Source organism: Aromatoleum evansii (genome assembly GCF_045689615.1).
GTDB classification, from domain to species: domain Bacteria; phylum Pseudomonadota; class Gammaproteobacteria; order Burkholderiales; family Rhodocyclaceae; genus Aromatoleum; species Aromatoleum evansii.
Genome location: NZ_CP141259.1, coordinates 3,103,859 through 3,122,646, shown reverse-complemented (window position 1 = coordinate 3,122,646; position 18,788 = coordinate 3,103,859). Strand labels below are relative to the sequence as shown.

Here is an 18,788-nt window from a genome sequence, read left to right as displayed (position 1 = left end):
GTGATGCCGTGCTCCGCGAGATGGGCCTCGCGCCCGTCTGGCGCTTGCGTGCAGGGGGCGCGGAAGAGCGCGCGGACGACGGCGTGGTACAAGCCGTCGAGACCCTGCCGGAGCCGGTCGCAAGCGCTCCGGACCTCGGCAGCGCGGCGTCGCCCCTGTCCGCACCGCCGCAATCGGCGGCACTGTCGCCGGCACCTTCGTCGGAACATGAGGTGCGTCCTGCAAGGGTGGTGCTTCCCGTCCGCGATCCGGTTCCGCGCCCGACGGCGACCGCTGCGGCATCGTCATCGGCACGACGCGAGGAGGTCGATCCTGCCCGGGCCGGTCGCATCGCGCGGATGGATTGGGACGAGCTCGAGGCCGACATTCGCGCCTGCGGGGCGTGCCGCCTGTGCGAGAAGCGCAGGCAGGCCGTTCCGGGTGTGGGCGATCGCGGGGCGGAGTGGATGTTCGTCGGCGAGGGGCCAGGTTCGGAGGAGGACCAGCGCGGCGAACCCTTCGTCGGTGCCGCGGGCAAACTGCTCGATGCGATGCTGGCGGCGATCGGACTGAAGCGCGGCGAAAACGTGTATATCGCGAATGCGGTGAAATGCCGGCCGCCGCACAACCGCACCCCGCAGGCCGACGAGATCGCGACCTGCCATCCTTATCTCGCGCGCCAGATCGAGCTGGTGCGGCCGCGCGTGCTGGTTGCGCTGGGCCGTCCCGCGGCGCTGGCGCTGCTGGATGCCGAGATCAGCATCGGCGCGTCGCGTGGCCGGGTGTTCCGGCGCGGCGATACGCCCGTGGTCGTGACCTACCATCCCGCGTACCTGTTGCGGAACCAGGCCGACAAGGCGAAGGCGTGGGAGGACTTGTGCTTTGCGCGCGGCCTGGTCCAGGAGCTCGCCGGGCAACCCTGACGGGCGCCGGACGGGCCGCGTGGGCGGCCCGTGTGCCGATCAGTGCTTGTGGTCTTCGAGCAGCGCGACCGAATCGACTTCGCGCTGGTTGAGCTTGTGACGGCGCAGCACGAGGTACATCGTCCCGGCCACGAACAGGCCGAACATCACGATGACCACGGTGATCGACAGACCCGACATGATCAGCAGGGCGTACAGGCCGGTCATGATCAGGATGGAGAGGTTCTCGTTGAAGTTCTGCACGGCGATGGAATGGCCGGCACCCATGAGGATGTGGCCGCGATGCTGGAGCAGGGCGTTCATCGGCACGACGAAGAAGCCCGCCAGGCAGCCGACGACGACCATCAGGATCATGGCCAGCGTGGGCTGGGTGACGACGACCATGACCATCACTACCAGGCCCATGGCGATGCCCAGGGGGATGACCTGGACGGAGCGGCGCAGGCTGATCATGCGCGCGGCCAGGACGGAGCCGAGCGCGATGCCGACGGCGACGACGCCCTGCATCATCGACGCCTTGGAGAGGTCGAAGCCGAGGTTGTGCTCGGCCCACTTGATCACGATGAACTGCAGCGTGGCGCCGGCGCCCCAGAAGAGGGTGGTGACGGCGAGGGAGATCTGGCCGAGTTTGTCGCGCCACAGCAGCTTCATGCAGTGCACGAAATCGTGGACGAGGTAGACCGGGTTGTTCTTGAGCGGCTTGTGGTCGACGCCGGTGTCGGGGATGCGCAGGTTGAACGCGGCTGCGGCAAGGTAGAGCAATCCGACGATGGCGATGGTCGACTGGAGGGCGTTGCCGCTGACCATCGGCAGGCCGAGATTGGCGATCCAGTTGCCGACGTCGGGACGGATCAGCACGCCGCCGATGACCGTGCCGAGGATGATGGCGCCGACGGTGAGGCCTTCGATCCAGCCGTTGGCGACGACGAGCAGGCGGTGGGGCAGGTATTCGGTGAGGATGCCGTACTTGGCCGGGGAGTAGGATGCAGCACCGAGCCCGATGACGGCGTAGGCGAAGAGCGGATGCGCGCCGAGGAGCAGCATGAGGCAGCCGCCGATCTTGATGGTGTTGCTGATGAACATCACCCGCCACTTGGGCATCGAGTCGGCAAAGGCGCCGACGAAGGCGGCGAGCGCGACGTAGGAGACGGTGAAGAACAGCTTCAGCAGCGGTTCGTACGTTGCCGGGGCGGACATCTCGCGCAGCAGCGCGATGGCGATGATCAGCAGCGCATTGTCGGCCAGCGCAGAGAAGAACTGCGCCGCCATGATGATGTAGAAGCCGAGCGGCATCGGGTGGGAGACGGCCGTCTGAAGGTGAAGCGCGGTTTATATCACGACATGTGTCTGTTTGTTGTGATTTGGCTCATTGCCACGATTCGTGCGGAGATGTCAGGTGATTGTCAGACATACCACGTAGCGCATGAGCTGTGCTTTAATGCAGTGCATAAACGAGACTTATGGAGTTGCCGTGGCTGATCGCAGACTTCAGGTATTCAGCGCCGTGGCCAAGTACGGTTCCTTCACCCGGGCCGCGGAACATCTTTTCATGACCCAGCCGGCCGTGACCTTCCAGATCAAGCAGCTGGAGGAGCATTTCAACACGCGCCTGCTCGAGCGCGGGCACGGGCGCGTGAGCCTGACGCCGGCCGGGGAGGTGGTGCTCGCCTACGCGGACCGGATCCTGGATCTGTCGGACGAGCTCGAGTCGAGGGTGTCGGAACTGACCGACGAGCTCGGCGGGGCGCTCAACATCGGGACCAGCACGACGATCGCGGCGTACTGGCTGCCGCAGCTGCTGGAAGGCTTCAAGCGCAAGTATCCGCGCGTGGTGCCGCGCGTGGTGGTCGGGAACTCGCAGCTGACCGAGGATCGCGTCGCGTCGCGCGAGCTCGACCTCGGGCTGATCGAGATCGTTTCGGAACAGCCGGCGATCGAGCGCATGACGGCGACGCGCGATGAACTGTTCGTGATCTGCTCCCCGAGGGATGCGCTGGCGAAGCACAAGAGCCTCAGCGCCAAGGTGCTGAAGGATCATCCGCTGATCACGCGCGATCCTGGCAACGCGATCCGCGTGCTGGCGGAGGATTTCTTTGCCGCCGCGGGCATCGGCATCGACGAGCTGACGATCTGCGCGGAGCTGGGAAGCCTTGCGACGGTAAAGCATCTGGCGGCCGAGGGCATGGGGTTCGCGATCGCGTCGCGCGCGGCGATCCAGCGCGACATCCGCGAGGGGCGCCTGATCGGGATTCCGCTGGAGCCACGGCAATACACGCCGCTCGAGGTGATCGTGCCGCGCGACAAGTTCCGTTCCCGACTGATCACGACCTTCGCGGAATATGCAGTCGCGGAGTTCAAGCGCATGGCGGCCGATGACGTGAGCGCGTGATGGCGAAGGCGAAGACGAGCTTCGTCTGCAGCGAGTGCGGGGGGCAGGCGCCGCGCTGGCAGGGCCAGTGTCCGCAGTGCAAGGGCTGGAACACGCTGGTCGAGACAGTGATCGAGGCGACGGCGCCGGGCAGCAGCCGGTTCGCGGCCTTGGCCGGCACGACGGGCAGGCTGCAGTCGCTCGCGGAGCTGGAGCCGCGCGAGGAGCCGCGCACGCCGACGGGGATCGAGGAATTCGACCGCGTGCTCGGCGGCGGCCTGGTTTCCGGTGGCGTGGTGCTGATCGGCGGCGATCCCGGCATCGGCAAGTCGACGCTGCTGCTGCAGGCGCTGTCGGCGCTCGCGACGCAGCAGGCGGCGATCTATGTGAGTGGCGAGGAGTCGGGCGAGCAGGTGGCGCTGCGGGCGCAGCGCCTGCAGCTCGATCCGGCGGGGCTGAAGCTGCTGCCGGAGATCAATCTCGAACGCATCCTCGCGACGCTGAAGGAGTCGAAGCCGCGCATCGCGGTGATCGACTCGATCCAGACGGTGTATTCGGAGGCGCTGCAGTCGGCGCCGGGTTCGGTCGCGCAGGTGCGCGAGTGTGCGGCGCAGCTCACGCGCTTCGCGAAGCAGAGCGGCACGAGCCTGATCATGGTCGGCCACGTGACCAAGGACGGCACGCTCGCGGGGCCGCGCGTGCTGGAGCACATCGTCGATACGGTGCTGTACTTCGAGGGGGATACGCATTCGAGCTTCCGCCTCGTGCGCGCGTTCAAGAACCGCTTTGGCGCGGTGAACGAGCTGGGCGTGTTCGCGATGACGGAGCGCGGCCTGCGCGGCGTGAGCAATCCGTCGGCGATCTTCCTGTCGCAGCACAGCCAGCAGGTGGCGGGCAGCTGCGTGCTGGTGACGCAGGAGGGTACGCGGCCGCTGCTGGTGGAGATCCAGGCGCTGGTGGACGGCGCGCACAGCCCGAATCCGCGCCGCCTGTCGGTGGGACTCGAGCAGAACCGGCTGGCGATGCTGCTGGCGGTGCTGCATCGCCATGCGGGCGTGGTGTGCTTCGACCAGGACGTGTTCGTGAATGCGGTGGGCGGCGTGAAGATCGCCGAACCGGCGGCGGACCTCGCGGTGCTGCTGGCGATCGTGTCGTCCTTGCGCAGCCGGGCGCTGCCGCGCGAGCTGGTGGTGTTCGGCGAGGTGGGCCTGGCGGGCGAGATCCGGCCTGCGCCGCGCGGGCAGGAGCGCCTAAAGGAGGCGGCGAAACTCGGCTTCACGGTCGCAATCATCCCGAAGGCCAATGCGCCCAAGCAGGCGATCGCCGGCATGCGGGTGATTGCGGTGGACCGGATCGAGGAAGCGATCGAACAGGCGCGCGAGATCGAAGCCTGAGGTCCGTCGCCGGGCGCGATGGGGCGCCAAGGCGATCGCACGAGTCCGGGCAGGGCGCGATGAAATCCCGCCACATCGGGCGCAGACATCGCCCCGCGGCGAGCCTCATCACGATCGCGGGATTTCGTCCGCCCTGCGTCCCCGTGCGGGATGAGGCAGATCTGACGGGTGTACATCGTATTTTTCTTATACTAAGCTAGTAAGCAATTACTTACTAGCAAGGTGTCGCGATGGACTCACCGCGCATCCGGCGCTCGACGGAACTCAGGCGAGCCGAGATCGTTAAGGCCGTGCTCGAGCTGGCGGCCGAAAGCAGCCCTGCGGACGTCACCACCGTACGCATTGCGGCCGCCATGCAGCTGACGCAAGGGGCGGTTTTCCGCCATTTCCCGACCAAGGAAGCGATCTGGCTGGCGGTGGCTGACTGGATCGAAGAGAACCTGCTGGGAGCGGTCGAGGAGGCATCGCTTTCTAGCAGCGAGCCGATAGAGCAGCTCCGTGCGATGTTTCGCGCGCATATCGGTTTTGCCGTTGCTCACCCCGGCGCGCCGCGCCTGATCTTCCACGAACTGCAGCAGCCGGGCGACAGCGCGGTGAAGCGGCGCATCCGGGCGCTGCTAGGCAGTTACCGGGGCACCTTGTTGCAGGTCCTGAAATGCGCGAGGGAGGGGGAAGTCGTCGGGCGTGAGCTCAATGTGGAGCACGCCGCGACGCTGTTCGTCGGTGCGATCCAGGGACTGGTGATGCAATCGATGCTCGCCGGAGGGATGCGCGGGGTGGAAGAGTCGGCGGATGGGGTGTTCGAGGTCTATCTGTCGGGGATCGCGGGGAGGCGGGCATGAGGCGGCCGATGGTGCGAATGGTGGGGCTGTCCATCCTCGGGCTCGGCCTGCTGGCAGGTTTCATCCTGTTGATGGTTCGGAGCGGACCGTTCGCGCCAGTGCGGGTGACGATGGCGACGGTCGAGCGCGGGGCGTTCGAGAACGCAGTGTTCGGCGTCGGCACGGTCGAGGCGGAGAGGAGTTACGCGATCGGGCCGACGGTTCCGGGGCGCGTGCTCGCGGTGCACGCGGACGTGGGGAGCGAGGTGCGGGCGGGACAGTTGCTCGCGGAGATGGACCCGGTTGAACTGGACGCGCGTCTTTCGGCGTCGAGGGCGGCGTCGGCACGCGCCGTTCATGCCCTGGATGCGGCGCAGGCGCAGGTGCGCGATGCCGAAGTGCGGCAGGCGCTCGCGGGGCGGAACGCGCGACGCTATGCGTCGCTCGGCGAGCAGGCCTTCTTCAGCGATGCGGCGGTGGAGGCGAAGCGGCAGGAGGCGGATTCCGCTGGCGCCCAGTTGCAGGCTGCGCGGGCGCAGCTCGACGCGGCGCGAATGGATGTGGCGCGGCTGGAGGCCGAGCGGGTGGCGGTGGAGCGGCAACGGGCGAATGTGCGCCTTGTGGCGCCGGTGGCGGGGGTGGTGACGGCGCGCGATGCGGAGCCGGGAACGACGCTGGTGGCCGGGCAGACGGTGCTGCGCATGGTCGATCCCGCGAGCGTGCGCGTGCGGACGCGGATCGACCAGGGGCGCGCCGGCGGCGTGCGTGCCGGGCAGGCGGCTGCGATCGTGCTGCGTTCGCGGCCCGGGGTGAGCTTGCCGGGCCGGGTTTCTCGTGTCGAACTCAATGGCGACGCGGTGACGGAGGAGCGCATCGTGCAGGTCGTGTTCGATGAGGCGCCGCAGGATTTCGCCTTCGGGGAGCTGGCCGAGGTGACGATCGCGACGACCCGCGGCGCGGAGGTGCTCGCGGTGCCCGGGGTGGCAGTGCATGATCGCGGCGGACGGCGCGGCGTATGGACCGTTGCGGATGGGGCAGCGGCGTTCGTGCCGGTGCGCACGGGGGAAACCGCGCTCGACGGGCGGGTCGCGGTGCTCGACGGACTGCAGGCGGGCGACCGCGTCGTCGTCCATAGCGAGCGCGAACTGGAGGCGGGTGACCGGGTGAGTCCGACCGAATCGCTGGTTCCGGTGCAGCGATGATCAGCCTTGCGGGACGCGACATTCTTCACCACTGGGCGAAGTACGTCTTCACCGGCGTCGGGCTGGGCCTGCTGATTGGCGTGACGCTGTCGATGGCGGGGATCTATCGCGGCATGGTCGATGACGCACAGGTGCTCATGCGCGGCAGCGGCGCGGATATCTGGGTGGTGCAGCAGGAGACCTTGGGGCCCTATGCGGAGCCGTCGAACCTGCGCGACGATGTGTACCGCGCGATCGTGGGAATGCCGGGAGTGGCCGAGGCGTCGAACGTGACCTATCTGACGATGCAGATCCGGCAGGGTGAGCGCGACGTGCGCGTGATGGCGGTGGGCTTCGAACCGGGGCACCCTGGCGAGCCGCCCTTCCTTGTGGCCGGCCGTCGCATCGTGCGCAGCCATTACGAGGTGGTTGCGGATGTGCGCACGGGTTTCCGACTCGGCGAGCGGGTGCGGATCCGGCGGCACGAGTATGAGGTCGTGGGGCTCACGCGGCGCATGGTGTCGTCGAGCGGGGATCCGATGGTGTTCCTGTCGCTCAAGGATGCCCAGGAGGCACAGTTCCTCAAGGACAACGATGCGATCGTGAACGAGCGCGCGCGCACTGCGGCGAATCCGGCGCTGAACCGTCCGGGCGTGCCGGGACTGCTCGATGCGATCCTGGCGACGCAGGCGGCCAGCCGCAGCGTGAATGCGGTGCTGGTCAGGGTCGCCGACGGCCATGATCCGGAGCGGGTGGCCGATGACATCCGCCGTTGGAAGCATTTGGAGGCGTACACGCGCGCGCAGATGGAGGAGATCCTCGTCGCGAAGCTGATCGAGACCTCGGCCCGGCAGATCGCGACCTTCCTGGTGATCCTCGCGATCGTGAGTGCGGCGATCGTGTCCTTCATCATCTACACGATGACGCTGGGCAAGGTGCGCGAGCTGGCGGTGCTGAAGCTGATCGGCACACGCAACCGCACGATCGCGGCGATGATCCTGCAGCAGTCGCTCGGGCTCGGGCTGATCGGATTCGTGATGGGCAAGACGGTGGCGACGCTGTGGGCGCCGTATTTCCCGAAGTACGTGCTGTTGCTGCCGGGGGACGCGGTGCGCGGGCTGCTGGCGACCATGGTGGTGTGCGCGGTCGCAAGCCTGCTGGCGATCCGGGTCGCGCTGAAAGTCGATCCCGCGACGGCGATCGGGGGCTGACGTGGACATGCCGGCGATCGAGGTCAGGGGCTTGAGCAAGCGTTACGGCGAGGGGGATGCCGCGGTCGATGCGCTGAAGGGCGTCGACATGAGGATCGCGCCCGGCGAGGTGGTCGGTCTGATCGGGCCGAGCGGTTCGGGCAAGAGCACGCTGCTGAAGTGCCTCGGGGCGGTGATCGAGCCGACGGCGGGATACATGGCGTTGGGCGGGCGGACGGCGTTCGACGGCGGCTGGAAGATTCGCGACCTGCGCAGCCTGCGGCGCGACAACATCGGTTTCGTGTTCCAGGCACCGTATCTGATTCCCTTCCTGGACGTGACCGACAACGTCGCGCTGTTGCCGATGCTGGCCGGCAAGTCGAACCGCGAGGCACGTCGGCAGGCCGTCGAGCTGCTCGAGGCGCTCGACGTCGGGCATCGCGCGAAGGCGGCGCCGTCGGAACTCTCGGGCGGCGAGCAGCAACGCGTGGCGATCGCGCGGGCGCTGGTGAACCGGCCGCCGGTCGTGCTCGCCGACGAACCCACCGCGCCGCTCGACAGCGAGCGTGCGCTGAACGTGGTGCGCATCCTCAACCGGATGGCGGAGCAGTATCGCACCGCGATCATCGTCGTGACGCACGACGAGAAGATCATCCCGACCTTCCGCCGCCTGTATCGCATCCGCGACGGACGAACCTACGAAGAGGCGGGCGAGGGGCGTGGGGTTTGACAAGGCGGCAATCAAATGCCTCCGTTCGGGCTCAACCCTTTGACTTCGTACAGGACAGGCTCGGGGCGAAGGGGGTGATCCATTCGGTTGCCGCGTTGATCATGGCGGGTCATTCCCCACGTCCGCCGTGCCAGATCGACAGGAGCAGCGCCACTCCGCCCGCCACGGCCCCGGCGAAGCCCAGCAGCCCCAGCGTATCCAGCGCGGCGAAACCGGGATCGCCCACCACGGTCATGACGATCGCCGAGCCGATGATCAGCGCCGCGGTGACGATCCCGATCGTCATGCGCGTGGCCGCACGGTCGACTTGATCCCCGAGGCGTTTGAGCGAAACGATGTCGACCTGCACCTGGAGTTTGCCGCGCCGCGCCGAACGCAGGAGCTGGCTGAGGTCGCGTGGCAGGCCCGTGACGAGATCCATGGCCTCGGCCAGTGTGCGCCAGCCGCGTTTGGCGATCGCGGCGGGGGCGTGGTGGGCGAGCAGCACGCGCCGCAGGAAGGGGGCGGCTTCGGCGCCCATGTCGAAGTCGGGATCAAGCTGGCGCCCCATGCCTTCCAGCGTGATGAAGGCCTTGATCAACAGGGACAGGTCCGAGGGCAGGGCGATTCCATGCTCGCGCAGGATCATCACGAGGTCGGACAGCATCGCGCCGAGGTCGAGTTGCTTCAGGGGAACGCCCTTGTACTGGTCAACGAAGGTGTCAATCTCGTGGCGCAGGCGTTCCGGCTCGGTTTCCGGCGCTTCGGAGTCTCGCCATTCGAGCAGGACGTCGGCGACGGTGGCAGCGTCGTTCGAGACGAGGCCGTTGAGCAGCATCGCGAGCTCGTAGCGGCGCGTCTCCGAAAGCCTGCCGACCATGCCGAAATCGATGAAGGCGATGCGGTTGCCGTGCAGGTAGAACACGTTGCCGGGGTGGGGGTCGGCGTGGAAGAAACCGTCCTCCAGCATCATCTTCAGCACCGCGGATGCGCCGCGTCGGGCGAGGAGCTTGCGTTCCAGCCCGGCGGCATCGACCGCGGCCAGGTCGCGGCCGGGGATGCCGTCGACGTAGTCCTGAACATTCAGGCGCTCGCCGCACCACTGCCAGTGCACTCGCGGGATGACGATCTCCGGGTGGCCGATGAAGCTCGCCGCGACGCGTTCGGCGTAGCGGCACTCGGCGGCGAAGTCGATCTCGCGGCGCAGCGACAGCGTGAACTCGCGCACGACCTGGCAGGGACGGTAGCGGCGCAGGTCGGGCGCTTCGGCCTCGATGATCTCGGCGAGGCGGGCGAGCAGCCGCAGGTCGGCCTCGATGGTCGGGCGAATGCCGGGCCGGCGCACCTTGAGGATCACCGGACGGCCGTCATGCAGTCGGGCGCGGTAGACCTGCGCGAGGGAGGCGGCAGCGAGCGGCTCGGTGTCGAGTTCGGCGAAGGCGCTTTCGGGCGATTCACCTAGATCCTCGGTGAGCTGCGCTCGCACCTGGTCGAAGGGAACGGCCGGGGCGGCATCCTGCAGACGGCCGAATTCGGTAATCCAGTCCGGGGAAAACAGGTCGACGCGGGTGGCGAGAATCTGGCCGAGCTTGATGAAGGTCGGGCCGAGTTCTTCAAAGGCCCGGCGCACGCGTGCTGGGGGTTCGAGGCGCGCCAGTTCCTCGGGCTCGGTCCAGTGCAGCGCCTTGCCGGCGCGCTCCAGCGTGTCGGCAAGGCCTATGCGGCGTACGAGATCGCCGAAGCCGTAGCGTATGAGGACGGCGGCGATGTCGTGGGCGCGTGTCAGCTCACGCGCGGCGCCGAGCGCTTTCCACAGCATCAGCCTTGCGGATCGCCCGGTCCGCCCTTGTCGTTGTCGGAACCGGCCGGGTGCAGCCGGTCGGCGATGCCCCTGAGCATCCCCGAGGCGAGTGCGGCGAGCAGGCCCGCCTCGTTGCGCAGCGTCTGGACGCCGCTTTGCAGCTGCTCGCGCGTGAGTTCCGCGACGGCGCGCGTGAGGTCGGCTCCCGCGTTCGCGACTCGGCCGCCGACCGCGGTACCGCTGTTGCGCGCGTGCTCGGCGAGTTCGTGCAGTGTGGAGCGCGCGAGCCCGGTTGCGCCGCGTCCCGCGTCGGCCAGGGTGCGCAAAAAGTTCGACTCCATTGCCCCCAGCTGGTCGAGTGTGCCGCGGATTTCCTGGCGCGAATACTCGCTGCCGCGTCCGACGGCTTCCTTCACGGCGAGCAGTGTCGCCTGGGCGGCGGCCGCGAGGGCCTCGTCCAGCCCGCGCACCGCTTCGCGGATGGCGTCGGTGCGTTCGCGGTCGGGGCGCTCGATGCCTTGTTGCGCGCCCCTGAGCACGGCATCGGTGACCTGTTTGAGCGCGTCCGTGTCCAGCTTGCCGTGCGACAGTGCCCCAAGCGTGATCGTCCGCACACGTTCGGCCACCTTGGCCGGGTCGCCGTCGATCGCGGCACCTACGTCGCGTTCGATGTTTTCGAAGTCCTGGTTCATGACTTTCCCCCGTTCGTACGGCGTCCGGCGGGGCGCCGATGCTATTGCCACATATTTAAAGTATGGCCTCCGGAAACGTGGATGGCGATGGAATTTTTGACGTTATCCAGTCAGCAAGGGCCTGTTGCCGATCGTGCCCCGGGGTCTTCGTGGCTTACCATTGCGCACTTGACCGCTATGACCGTCCTGGTGCTCCCTGCCATGTCCGATTCCGCCTCGCCCGTCTTCTCGGGCCTCGAGCCTGCGCCCGTGTGGGCACATTTCTCCACGCTGTGTCGTATCCCGCGCGCGTCCAAGGCGGAGGGTGCGCTGCGTGACGTGCTGCGCGATCGCGCTGTGTCGCACGGACTGGAGGCGTCGGTCGATCCGGCGGGCAACCTGCTGATCCGCAAGCCCGCGAGCCCTGGCTGCGAAGGGGCGCCGGGCGTCGTGCTGCAGGCGCATCTGGACATGGTGTGCCAGAAGACGGCCGATTCGGAGCACGAATTCTCGCGCGATCCCATCCGCGTGCTTCGGGACGGCGACTGGTTCACCGCCGCGGAGACGACGCTCGGTGCCGACAACGGCATCGGCGTGGCGCTGATCCTCGCGGTGCTGGAGGATGATTCGCTCGTGCATGGGCCGCTCGAGGCCTTGCTGACGGTGGATGAGGAAGCCGGAATGGGCGGTGCGCAAGGGCTCGACGCCGATGTGTTGCACGGGCGGCTGATGTTGAACCTGGACACGGAGGAATGGGGCGAGTTCTACATCGGCTGTGCGGGGGGGCTGGACGTGAATGTTCGCCGTGCGGGGCGGGCAGAGCAGCCGCCGGTCGGGATGGAGCAGTGGCGGGTAGAGCTGCACGGCCTGCGCGGCGGGCATTCGGGCGTGGACATCCATGAGGAGCGGGGCAACGCGATCAAGCTGCTGGTGCGCGTGCTGCGCGATCTGGAGCGCCGATTCGACCTGCGCCTCGGTGCGCTCGAAGGCGGTTCGGCGCGCAATGCGCTGCCGCGCGATGCGCACGCGCGGGTGGCGCTGCGGCACGGCTGCGGCGATGAGTTGAGGCGTGTCCTCGCGGAGTGGCAGGCGCGGCTGCGCGAGGAATTGCGGGGCGTGGACGAGGGTGTGAGTTTGCGGGCGGTGCCTGTCACGGCAGTCGAACCGGTGATGTCGGCGGCGGAGCAGGCGGTGTGGCTTGCGTCATTGCATGCGGCGCCGCATGGGGTGCGTCGCCGCAGTCCGAGCGTGGCGGGCGTCGTCGAGACGTCGAACAATCTCGGCATCGTCGCGCTGGGGCCGGATGGGGGTTCGTGCAGTTTCATGGTGCGCTCCCTGCTGGACGGTTCGGCGGTCGCGCTCGGCGACGAGATCGTTAGTCTCTTCGCGCTGTCGGGAACGGCGGCCGAGGCATCGGGGCACTACCCGGGCTGGGCGCCGCAGGCCGACTCGCCGCTGCTCGCGCTGTGCCGCGACGTGTATCGGCGCGAGCACGGGGTGGAGTCGCACGTGCAGGTGATCCATGCCGGGCTCGAATGCGGGCTCATCGCGGCGAAGTACCCCGACATGCAGATCGTCTCCTTCGGCCCCACCATTCGCGGCGCACATGCGCCGGGCGAGCGTGTCGAGATTGCTTCGGTGGGGCGTGTGTGGCACCTGCTGGGCGCGATTCTCGCGGCGATTGCGGGACGGCGTGCGGAGGAAGCGTGAATCCGGAGCACCTGGAAGCGCTGGTAAGCACGGCGATGCCTTTTGGCAAGTACAAGGGGCGGCTGATCGCCGATCTGCCGGGGCATTACCTGAACTGGTTCGCGCGCGAAGGCTTCCCGCCAGGCAAGCTGGGACAATTGCTTGCGTTGATGCACGAGCTGGATCACAACGGCCTGTCCGGATTGCTGGCGCCGCTGCGAAAGTGATTGTGGCGTTGTCGAATTCGAAAGCAAGGACCGGAGTGCGCCCGGGGGCACGCATGCCTACAGTGTGGTTCACCGGATTCTGACGAGGCGATGAAAATGTCCAGGCAAATCGAGGCGCGTGCCGCCGCGACGGCGGCCGATCCGCGCTGGGCGGCGGTGCAGGCGCGCGATGTGACGGCCGACGGGGCGTTCTGCTACGCGGTGCGGACTACCGGCGTTTACTGCCGGCCGTCGTGCGCGGCACGCACGCCGCGGCCGGAGAACGTGGAGTTCTTCGCGACGGGCGAGGACGCGCTCCGCGCGGGATATCGCGCGTGCCTGCGTTGCGTGCCGGACGGGCCTTCGCTCGCGCAGCAGCATGCCGAGACCGTTGCCGCCTTGTGCCGGCAGATCGAGCAGGCGGAGACGCCGCCGACGCTGGAGGAGCTAGCAGGACTCGCGAACATGAGCGCCTTCCATCTGCACCGCGTCTTCAAGGCGGTCACCGGGACAACACCCCGCGCCTATGCGAAGGCCTGCCAGGCGGAAAGGATGCGGGCGAAGCTCGACGGCGGGGCATCGGTGACCGATGCGCTCTACGCGGCGGGCTACGGTTCGAGCGGGCGCTTCTATGAAGACTCCGGGCGGACGCTGGGCATGACGGCGAGCAGCTACCGCGCCGGCGGCGCGCGGCAGCGGATCCGTTTCGCGGTCGGGCAGTGCTCGTTGGGGGCAATCCTCGTCGCGAGCACCGTGCGCGGCGTCTGCGCGATCCTCATCGGCGACGATCCCGACGCGCTCGTACGCGACCTGCAGGACCGCTTCCCGCGCGCCGAGTTGCTTGGCGGCAATGCGGATTACGAACGCACCGTGGCAACGGTGATCGGTTTCGTCGAGGCGCCGAAGCTGGGACTGGACCTGCCGCTGGACGTGCGCGGTACCGCTTTCCAGATGCGCGTGTGGCAGGCGCTGCAGGAGATCCCGGCGGGTGAGACCGCGAGCTACACCGAGATCGCGCGGCGCATCGGCGCGCCCGCGGCGGTACGTGCGGTCGCCGGCGCATGCGCGGCCAATCCGCTCGCAGTGGCGATTCCCTGCCATCGTGTGGTGCGCAGCGACGGCGGCTTGTCCGGTTATCGGTGGGGCGTCGAGCGCAAGCGCCTCCTGCTCGCGCGTGAAGCGGGGCAATGACGCGACAGGCCGCCGTCGCGCTCGCGCTCCCTGCCGGCTTCCGTCCCGGGGACATCCTCGCGTTCCATCGGCGCGACACGCAGGAGCTGGCCGAACGTGTCACCGGGGATACGCTGTGCAAGGGCCTGCTGTGGGACGGGATCCCCGCCTGCCTGAATGTGCGTTTTGCCGACAGGATGGCGAGCGCGGACATCGTGCTCGACGCGGAGCCGGCGTGCGACCTCGAGCCCCGCTTCACGACGATGGTGCGGCGCATGCTGGGGCTGGAACAGGCGGTCGAGGCATTCGAGGTCCGCTTCCGCGACGATCCGGCCATCGGCTCGCTGATCTCGGAGCAGAAGGGACTGCGCGTGCCGGTCACGACAACGCCTTTCGAGGCGCTGAGCTGGGCGGTGACCGGCCAGCAGATCAGCGTCGCGGCCGCCGTGTCGCTGCGGCGACGGCTGATCGCCGCCGCCGGGATCCGCCACACGTCGGGGGTTTTTTGCTACCCGGACGCGGCACGGCTTGCGCATTTTGCGGAGGACGACCTGCGCGCCGCCGGCTTTTCGACCGCGAAGGCGCGCACGCTGCTGGCGCTCGCGCGTGGGGTTGCGGGAGGGGAGCTGCCCCTCGACGCGTGGGCGCAATCGGCATCCGTCGAGGAGATTCGTTCCGGCCTGCTCGCGGTGCGCGGTGTTGGTCCGTGGACCGTCGATTACGTGCTGTTGCGCGGTTTTGGCTGGCTCGATGGGTCCTTGCACGGGGATGTCGCGGTGCGTCGGGGGATCCAGGCGCTGCTGGGAACGGAGGGCAGGGTGGGCGAAGCCGAGGCGAAGGAGTGGCTCGCCCGCTATGCGCCGTGGCGAGCGCTGGTGGCGGCACACCTGTGGGCGGGGAAGGCTGTCGCGTATTGACGGGCGTGTGCCGGTGGATCTATTTGTAGCAATGGACAGCAGCGAACGCAGAGTCCGTGCGCCTCTCATCCATGCCCCTTCTCGCCGTGGCGGCGCCCCGCGGTTTACCATGCATGAATCGCCGTCTGCCGGCTGGTTCGATTACGCTGACATGATCTCGTATCTCAACACGATGGACCTCGCGATGCGCGAGCGCGACAGGGAGGGAGCCCGCGGCCGATGACGGAACCGGCATTCATCCACATCGAAGGCCCGCAGGTGCGCCTGCGGGGCGACTGGACGATTGCGAACTACGCCGCCCTCGCGGCCGACATCGCACGCCTGCGCCCCCGGGTCGCCGATGATGCCGACGTCGATCTCGGCGCCGTCGGCGCACTCGACACTGCCGGTGTCAGCCTATTGCACGACCTGCTGGGCAAGGATCGGCTCGCGGCGCTGGCCGATGGTGGAAGCCCGCTGCCGCCCGAACGCCGTGCCCTGCTCCAGGCCGTGGTCGGCGTGATCGACGCCGCCGCGCCCGTGCCCCGCGCCGCGGGCTACGCCTTCGGCGACATCATGGAGCGCGCGGGCATCGGCATGCTTGCGTTCTGGCGCCACGTTATCGACATTGCCGGATTCATCGGCATCACGCTGGAGACCTCGTTCCAGGTGATGCTGCGCCCGCGGCGCTGGCGCATCACCTCGCTCGCGGCGAACCTCGAACGCACGGGCCTCGACGCCGTGCCCATCGTCGCGCTGCTGACCTTCCTTGTCGGCGCGGTGGTCGCCTTCCTCGGCGCCACGGTGCTGGCCGGTTTTGGCGCGAGCATCTTCACCGTCGACCTCGTCGCGTTCTCCTTCCTGCGCGAGTTCGGGCCGATGCTCACCGCGATCATCGTCGCCGGCCGCACGGCGAGCGCCTTCACCGCGCAGATCGGCTCGATGCGCGCGAACGAGGAGATCGACGCGATCCGCGTCGGAGGATTGAGCCCTGTCGAGCTGCTCGTCGTGCCGCGCGTCGCCGCGCTGTTGCTGGCCCTGCCGATGCTGAGCTTCATCGCGATGATCTCGGGCATCGTCGGCGGCATGCTGGTGTGCGCGATGACGCTCGAGATCTCGCCGACGATGTTCCTGTCCGTGCTGGAAAGCCACGTCGGGCTGCGTCACTTCATCGTCGGCATCGCCAAGGCGCCGATCTTCGCCTTCCTGATCGCGGTCATCGGCTGCCTGGAAGGCTTCAGGGTGGAGGGTAGCGCGCAGTCCGTCGGCGAGCACACGACCTCGGCCGTCGTGCAGTCCATCTTCATCGTGATCGTCGTCGATGCGGTGGCGGCGCTCTTCTGCATGGAGATGGGCTGGTGACCAACATCATCGAAGTGCGCGGCGTGCGCAACCAGTTCGGTCGCCAGGTGGTGCACGATGGCCTGGACCTCGACGTGCGGCGCGGCGAGATCCTGAGCGTGGTGGGCGGCTCGGGTACCGGCAAGTCCGTCCTGCTGCGCACTATCGTCGGGCTCAACCGCCCTGCCGCCGGCAGCGTCAGCGTGTTCGGCGAGGATCTGCTCGGCCTGCCCGTGCTGCGGCGTGCCGCCGTCGAGCGGCGCTTCGGCGTGCTGTTCCAGAAGGGGGCACTGTTCTCGTCGTTGACCGTCGCGGAGAATGTCGCCCTGCCGCTGATCGAGCATGCCGGGCTCAATGCCGCGGACGCCGGCCGGCTCGCCGCGCTGAAGATCGCGCTCGCGGGTCTGCCCGCCAACGCGGGCGAGAAGTATCCGGCAGACCTCTCCGGCGGGATGATCAAGCGCGCGGCCCTTGCGCGCGCACTTGCGCTCGACCCCGACATCCTGTTTCTCGATGAGCCGACCGCAGGGCTGGACCCGATCGGTGCGGCCGCGTTCGACGCCCTCATCCTGACCCTGCGCGACGCGCTCGGCCTCACGGTCTTCATGGTCACGCACGATCTCGACACCATCTACACCATCACGGACCGCGTCGCCGTGCTCGCGCAGAAGCGTGTGCTCGTGAATGAACGTCTCGATGTCGTCGCGGACTTCGATGATGAGTGGATACGGGAATACTTCCACGGTCCGCGCGGACGCGCCGCGGCGCAGGCCGTTTCTCCGGCGCATGGCGTGCCGCACAAACCTTCCCATGGAGGGCAGACCTGAATGGAAACACGCGCCCATCACATATTGATCGGCTTCTTCACCCTGCTGGTGGTCGGTGCGGCGCTGATGTTCGCGCTGTGGCTCGGCAAGGCCGACAGCGACAAGCAGTTCCGCACTTACGACGTGGTATTCCAGGAAGCGGTCACCGGCCTCTCCAAGGGCAGCACGGTCGAGTTCAACGGCATCAAGATCGGCGACGTGTCCAGCCTGCGGCTCGATCCGAAGGATCCGCGCCGCGTGTTCGCGCGCGTGCGTGTCGATGCGGAGGCCCCGGTGCGCAGCGACACCCGTGCGCGCCTGGTTCCTGCGGGGATCACCGGCATCTCGATCATCCGCCTGAGCAGCGGCGACGATCCGGCGAGCAAGCCGCTGGAGGGCGAGGCCGGCCAGGTGCCGGAGATCGTCGCCACGCCGTCGCCGCTCAGCAAGCTGCTTGCCGACGGCGAGGACGCCATGCTCAACGCCAACCAGGTGCTGCTGCAGGCGCGTGAGCTCTTTTCCGCACAGAACGTGGAGAGCGTCGGCCGCATGCTGCAAAGCCTGGAGCAGGCTACCGGGGCGATCGCCGCCCAGCGTGAGGACCTCGGCCGCGCACTGAAGGAGCTGGCCGGGGCGAGCGAGCAGGCGAACGCGACGCTGGCCGAAGCGTCGAAGCTCGCCAAGGCAACCAACCGGCTCGTCGACGAACGCGGCGTGCAGACCTTGCAGAGCGCGCAGAATGCGATGGCCGCCTTCGAGCGCGCGATGCAGAACGTCGACGCGCTGCTCGCCGAAAACCGCGCGCAGCTCGCCACCGGGGTACGGGGCGCGGCGGAACTGGGGCCCGCCCTCACAGAACTGCAGGACACCCTCGTGTCGGTGCGGACGATCGCCCGGCAGCTCGAAAACCGCCCCACGGACTACCTGCTGGGCAATGAAACGATGAAGGAGTTCAAGCCATGACCACCGATTGCCAGAGCGCCCGACGCGGCGGGGTCGGGCTGCGCTGTGCGGCAGGGCTGGCCGCAACACTTCTCCTCGGCGCGTGTTCCGTGCTGCCGACGGCCGAGCCCGTCGACACCTACCTCCTTCCCGCCGCCCCCGAGCCTGCCGCCGCGCCCGCCACACCGCTCCCCGTTTCGTTGCGCGTGGCCAAACCCGCCAGTGGCGTGCATCTTGCCGGACAGCGCATCGTGGTCATGCCGCAGAACAACCAGGTCAGCGTGTATCAGGGGGCGAGCTGGAGCGAGCCCGCGCCGGTGCTGCTGCGCGACCGCCTGATCGATGCCCTGCGCGCGGATGGCCGGATCGCCGCGCTGAGCAGCGACGAGGCCCGGCTGCAGGCGGACTACGAGATCGTCAGCGACCTGCGCGCCTTCCAGAGCGAATACCGCGGCGGCGTTCCGGAGGCGGTCGTGAGGCTGGATGCGCGCCTGGTGGAGCGCGAAAGCCGGCGCATTCTCGCAAGCCGGACCTTCACCTCAGGCGAGCGCGCAACGGCTAGCGATGTCCCGGCCGTAGTGAATGCCTTGGGGGTGGCGTCCACGCGCCTGGCGACCGACCTCGCAAGGTGGGCGGTGGACGAAATCCGGCGGACCCCACCACGGCAGTAATGCCCCCCGCGCGTGGGGTGGCAGGGCCGG

General features: G+C 68.3%; 18 protein-coding genes. 15 read left to right on the top strand and 3 right to left on the bottom strand.

Annotation, left to right across the window (positions count from 1 at the left end):
* Positions 1-20 precede the first annotated feature (20 nt).
* Positions 21-902: a uracil-DNA glycosylase family protein gene (locus U5817_RS14650; RefSeq protein ID WP_407281077.1), complete on the top strand. Its 882-nt coding sequence runs from the start codon at positions 21-23 to the stop codon at positions 900-902.
* Between the two features lie 39 nt (positions 903-941).
* Here the strand turns inward: U5817_RS14650 and lplT are convergent, their stop codons facing one another.
* Positions 942-2,195 carry a lysophospholipid transporter LplT gene (gene lplT, locus U5817_RS14645; protein WP_169125368.1) on the bottom strand — a complete coding sequence of 418 codons (1,254 nt, stop codon included), beginning with the start codon at positions 2,193-2,195 and terminating at the stop codon, positions 942-944.
* Positions 2,196-2,373: 178 nt separating this feature from the next.
* On the opposite strand from lplT, the gene U5817_RS14640 reads away from it, so the two are divergent.
* The 6 genes from U5817_RS14640 to U5817_RS14615 all read left to right on the top strand — a co-directional run bounded on the left by U5817_RS14640 (position 2,374) and on the right by U5817_RS14615 (position 8,586).
* Positions 2,374-3,291, top strand: coding sequence for a LysR substrate-binding domain-containing protein (locus tag U5817_RS14640; protein WP_407277817.1), 918 nt, complete (start codon positions 2,374-2,376; stop codon positions 3,289-3,291).
* Positions 3,291-4,664: a DNA repair protein RadA gene (gene radA / locus U5817_RS14635; protein WP_169125366.1), complete on the top strand. Its 1,374-nt coding sequence runs from the start codon at positions 3,291-3,293 to the stop codon at positions 4,662-4,664. Before U5817_RS14640 ends, radA begins: the two co-directional genes overlap by 1 nt.
* Positions 4,665-4,894: 230 nt before the next feature.
* Complete coding sequence (locus U5817_RS14630; protein WP_169125365.1) at positions 4,895-5,506, top strand: TetR/AcrR family transcriptional regulator; 612 nt, start codon at positions 4,895-4,897, stop codon at positions 5,504-5,506.
* Entirely contained in the window at positions 5,503-6,687 is a 1,185-nt protein-coding gene (locus U5817_RS14625) for an efflux RND transporter periplasmic adaptor subunit (protein WP_407277816.1), read from the top strand. The genes U5817_RS14630 and U5817_RS14625 overlap by 4 nt, the downstream gene beginning before the upstream one ends.
* Positions 6,684-7,877, top strand: a complete 1,194-nt coding sequence (locus U5817_RS14620) for an ABC transporter permease (RefSeq protein ID WP_169125363.1) — start codon at positions 6,684-6,686, stop codon at positions 7,875-7,877. Before U5817_RS14625 ends, U5817_RS14620 begins: the two co-directional genes overlap by 4 nt.
* Positions 7,878-7,884: 7 nt before the next feature.
* On the top strand, positions 7,885-8,586 hold the full coding sequence (locus U5817_RS14615; protein ID WP_407281076.1) for an ABC transporter ATP-binding protein: 702 nt from the start codon (positions 7,885-7,887) through the stop codon (positions 8,584-8,586).
* A gap of 109 nt (positions 8,587-8,695) precedes the next feature.
* On the opposite strand, the gene U5817_RS14610 is transcribed toward U5817_RS14615, so the two are convergent.
* Together U5817_RS14610 and U5817_RS14605 are read right to left on the bottom strand one after the other, a co-directional pair.
* Positions 8,696-10,384, bottom strand: coding sequence for an ABC1 kinase family protein (locus U5817_RS14610; RefSeq protein ID WP_407277815.1), 1,689 nt, complete (start codon positions 10,382-10,384; stop codon positions 8,696-8,698).
* Complete coding sequence (locus U5817_RS14605; RefSeq protein ID WP_169125360.1) at positions 10,384-11,058, bottom strand: DUF6781 family protein; 675 nt, start codon at positions 11,056-11,058, stop codon at positions 10,384-10,386. Before U5817_RS14605 ends, U5817_RS14610 begins: the two co-directional genes overlap by 1 nt.
* 201 nt (positions 11,059-11,259) lie before the next feature.
* Between U5817_RS14605 and U5817_RS14600 the strand changes: the two genes are divergently transcribed.
* The 8 genes from U5817_RS14600 (at position 11,260) to U5817_RS14565 (ending at position 18,758) form a co-directional block, all read left to right on the top strand.
* A complete protein-coding gene (locus U5817_RS14600) occupies positions 11,260-12,747 on the top strand; it encodes an aminoacyl-histidine dipeptidase (RefSeq protein WP_407277814.1) in 1,488 nt (495 codons plus the stop codon).
* Positions 12,744-12,953: a DUF3820 family protein gene (locus U5817_RS14595; protein ID WP_407277813.1), complete on the top strand. Its 210-nt coding sequence runs from the start codon at positions 12,744-12,746 to the stop codon at positions 12,951-12,953. The genes U5817_RS14600 and U5817_RS14595 overlap by 4 nt, the downstream gene beginning before the upstream one ends.
* A gap of 96 nt (positions 12,954-13,049) precedes the next feature.
* On the top strand, positions 13,050-14,123 hold the full coding sequence (ada, locus tag U5817_RS14590; protein ID WP_407277812.1) for a bifunctional DNA-binding transcriptional regulator/O6-methylguanine-DNA methyltransferase Ada: 1,074 nt from the start codon (positions 13,050-13,052) through the stop codon (positions 14,121-14,123).
* Complete coding sequence (locus U5817_RS14585; protein ID WP_407277811.1) at positions 14,120-15,019, top strand: DNA-3-methyladenine glycosylase family protein; 900 nt, start codon at positions 14,120-14,122, stop codon at positions 15,017-15,019. Before ada ends, U5817_RS14585 begins: the two co-directional genes overlap by 4 nt.
* Before the next feature lie 219 nt (positions 15,020-15,238).
* Positions 15,239-16,360 (top strand): ABC transporter permease, encoded by a 1,122-nt coding sequence (locus U5817_RS14580; RefSeq protein WP_407277810.1) that lies wholly within the window; start codon positions 15,239-15,241, stop codon positions 16,358-16,360.
* On the top strand, positions 16,357-17,166 hold the full coding sequence (locus U5817_RS14575) for an ATP-binding cassette domain-containing protein (protein WP_339380074.1): 810 nt from the start codon (positions 16,357-16,359) through the stop codon (positions 17,164-17,166). The genes U5817_RS14580 and U5817_RS14575 overlap by 4 nt, the downstream gene beginning before the upstream one ends.
* A complete protein-coding gene (locus U5817_RS14570) occupies positions 17,167-18,108 on the top strand; it encodes an MlaD family protein (protein ID WP_169125354.1) in 942 nt (313 codons plus the stop codon).
* A complete protein-coding gene (locus tag U5817_RS14565) occupies positions 18,105-18,758 on the top strand; it encodes an ABC-type transport auxiliary lipoprotein family protein (RefSeq protein ID WP_407277809.1) in 654 nt (217 codons plus the stop codon). Before U5817_RS14570 ends, U5817_RS14565 begins: the two co-directional genes overlap by 4 nt.
* Positions 18,759-18,788 lie beyond the last annotated feature (30 nt).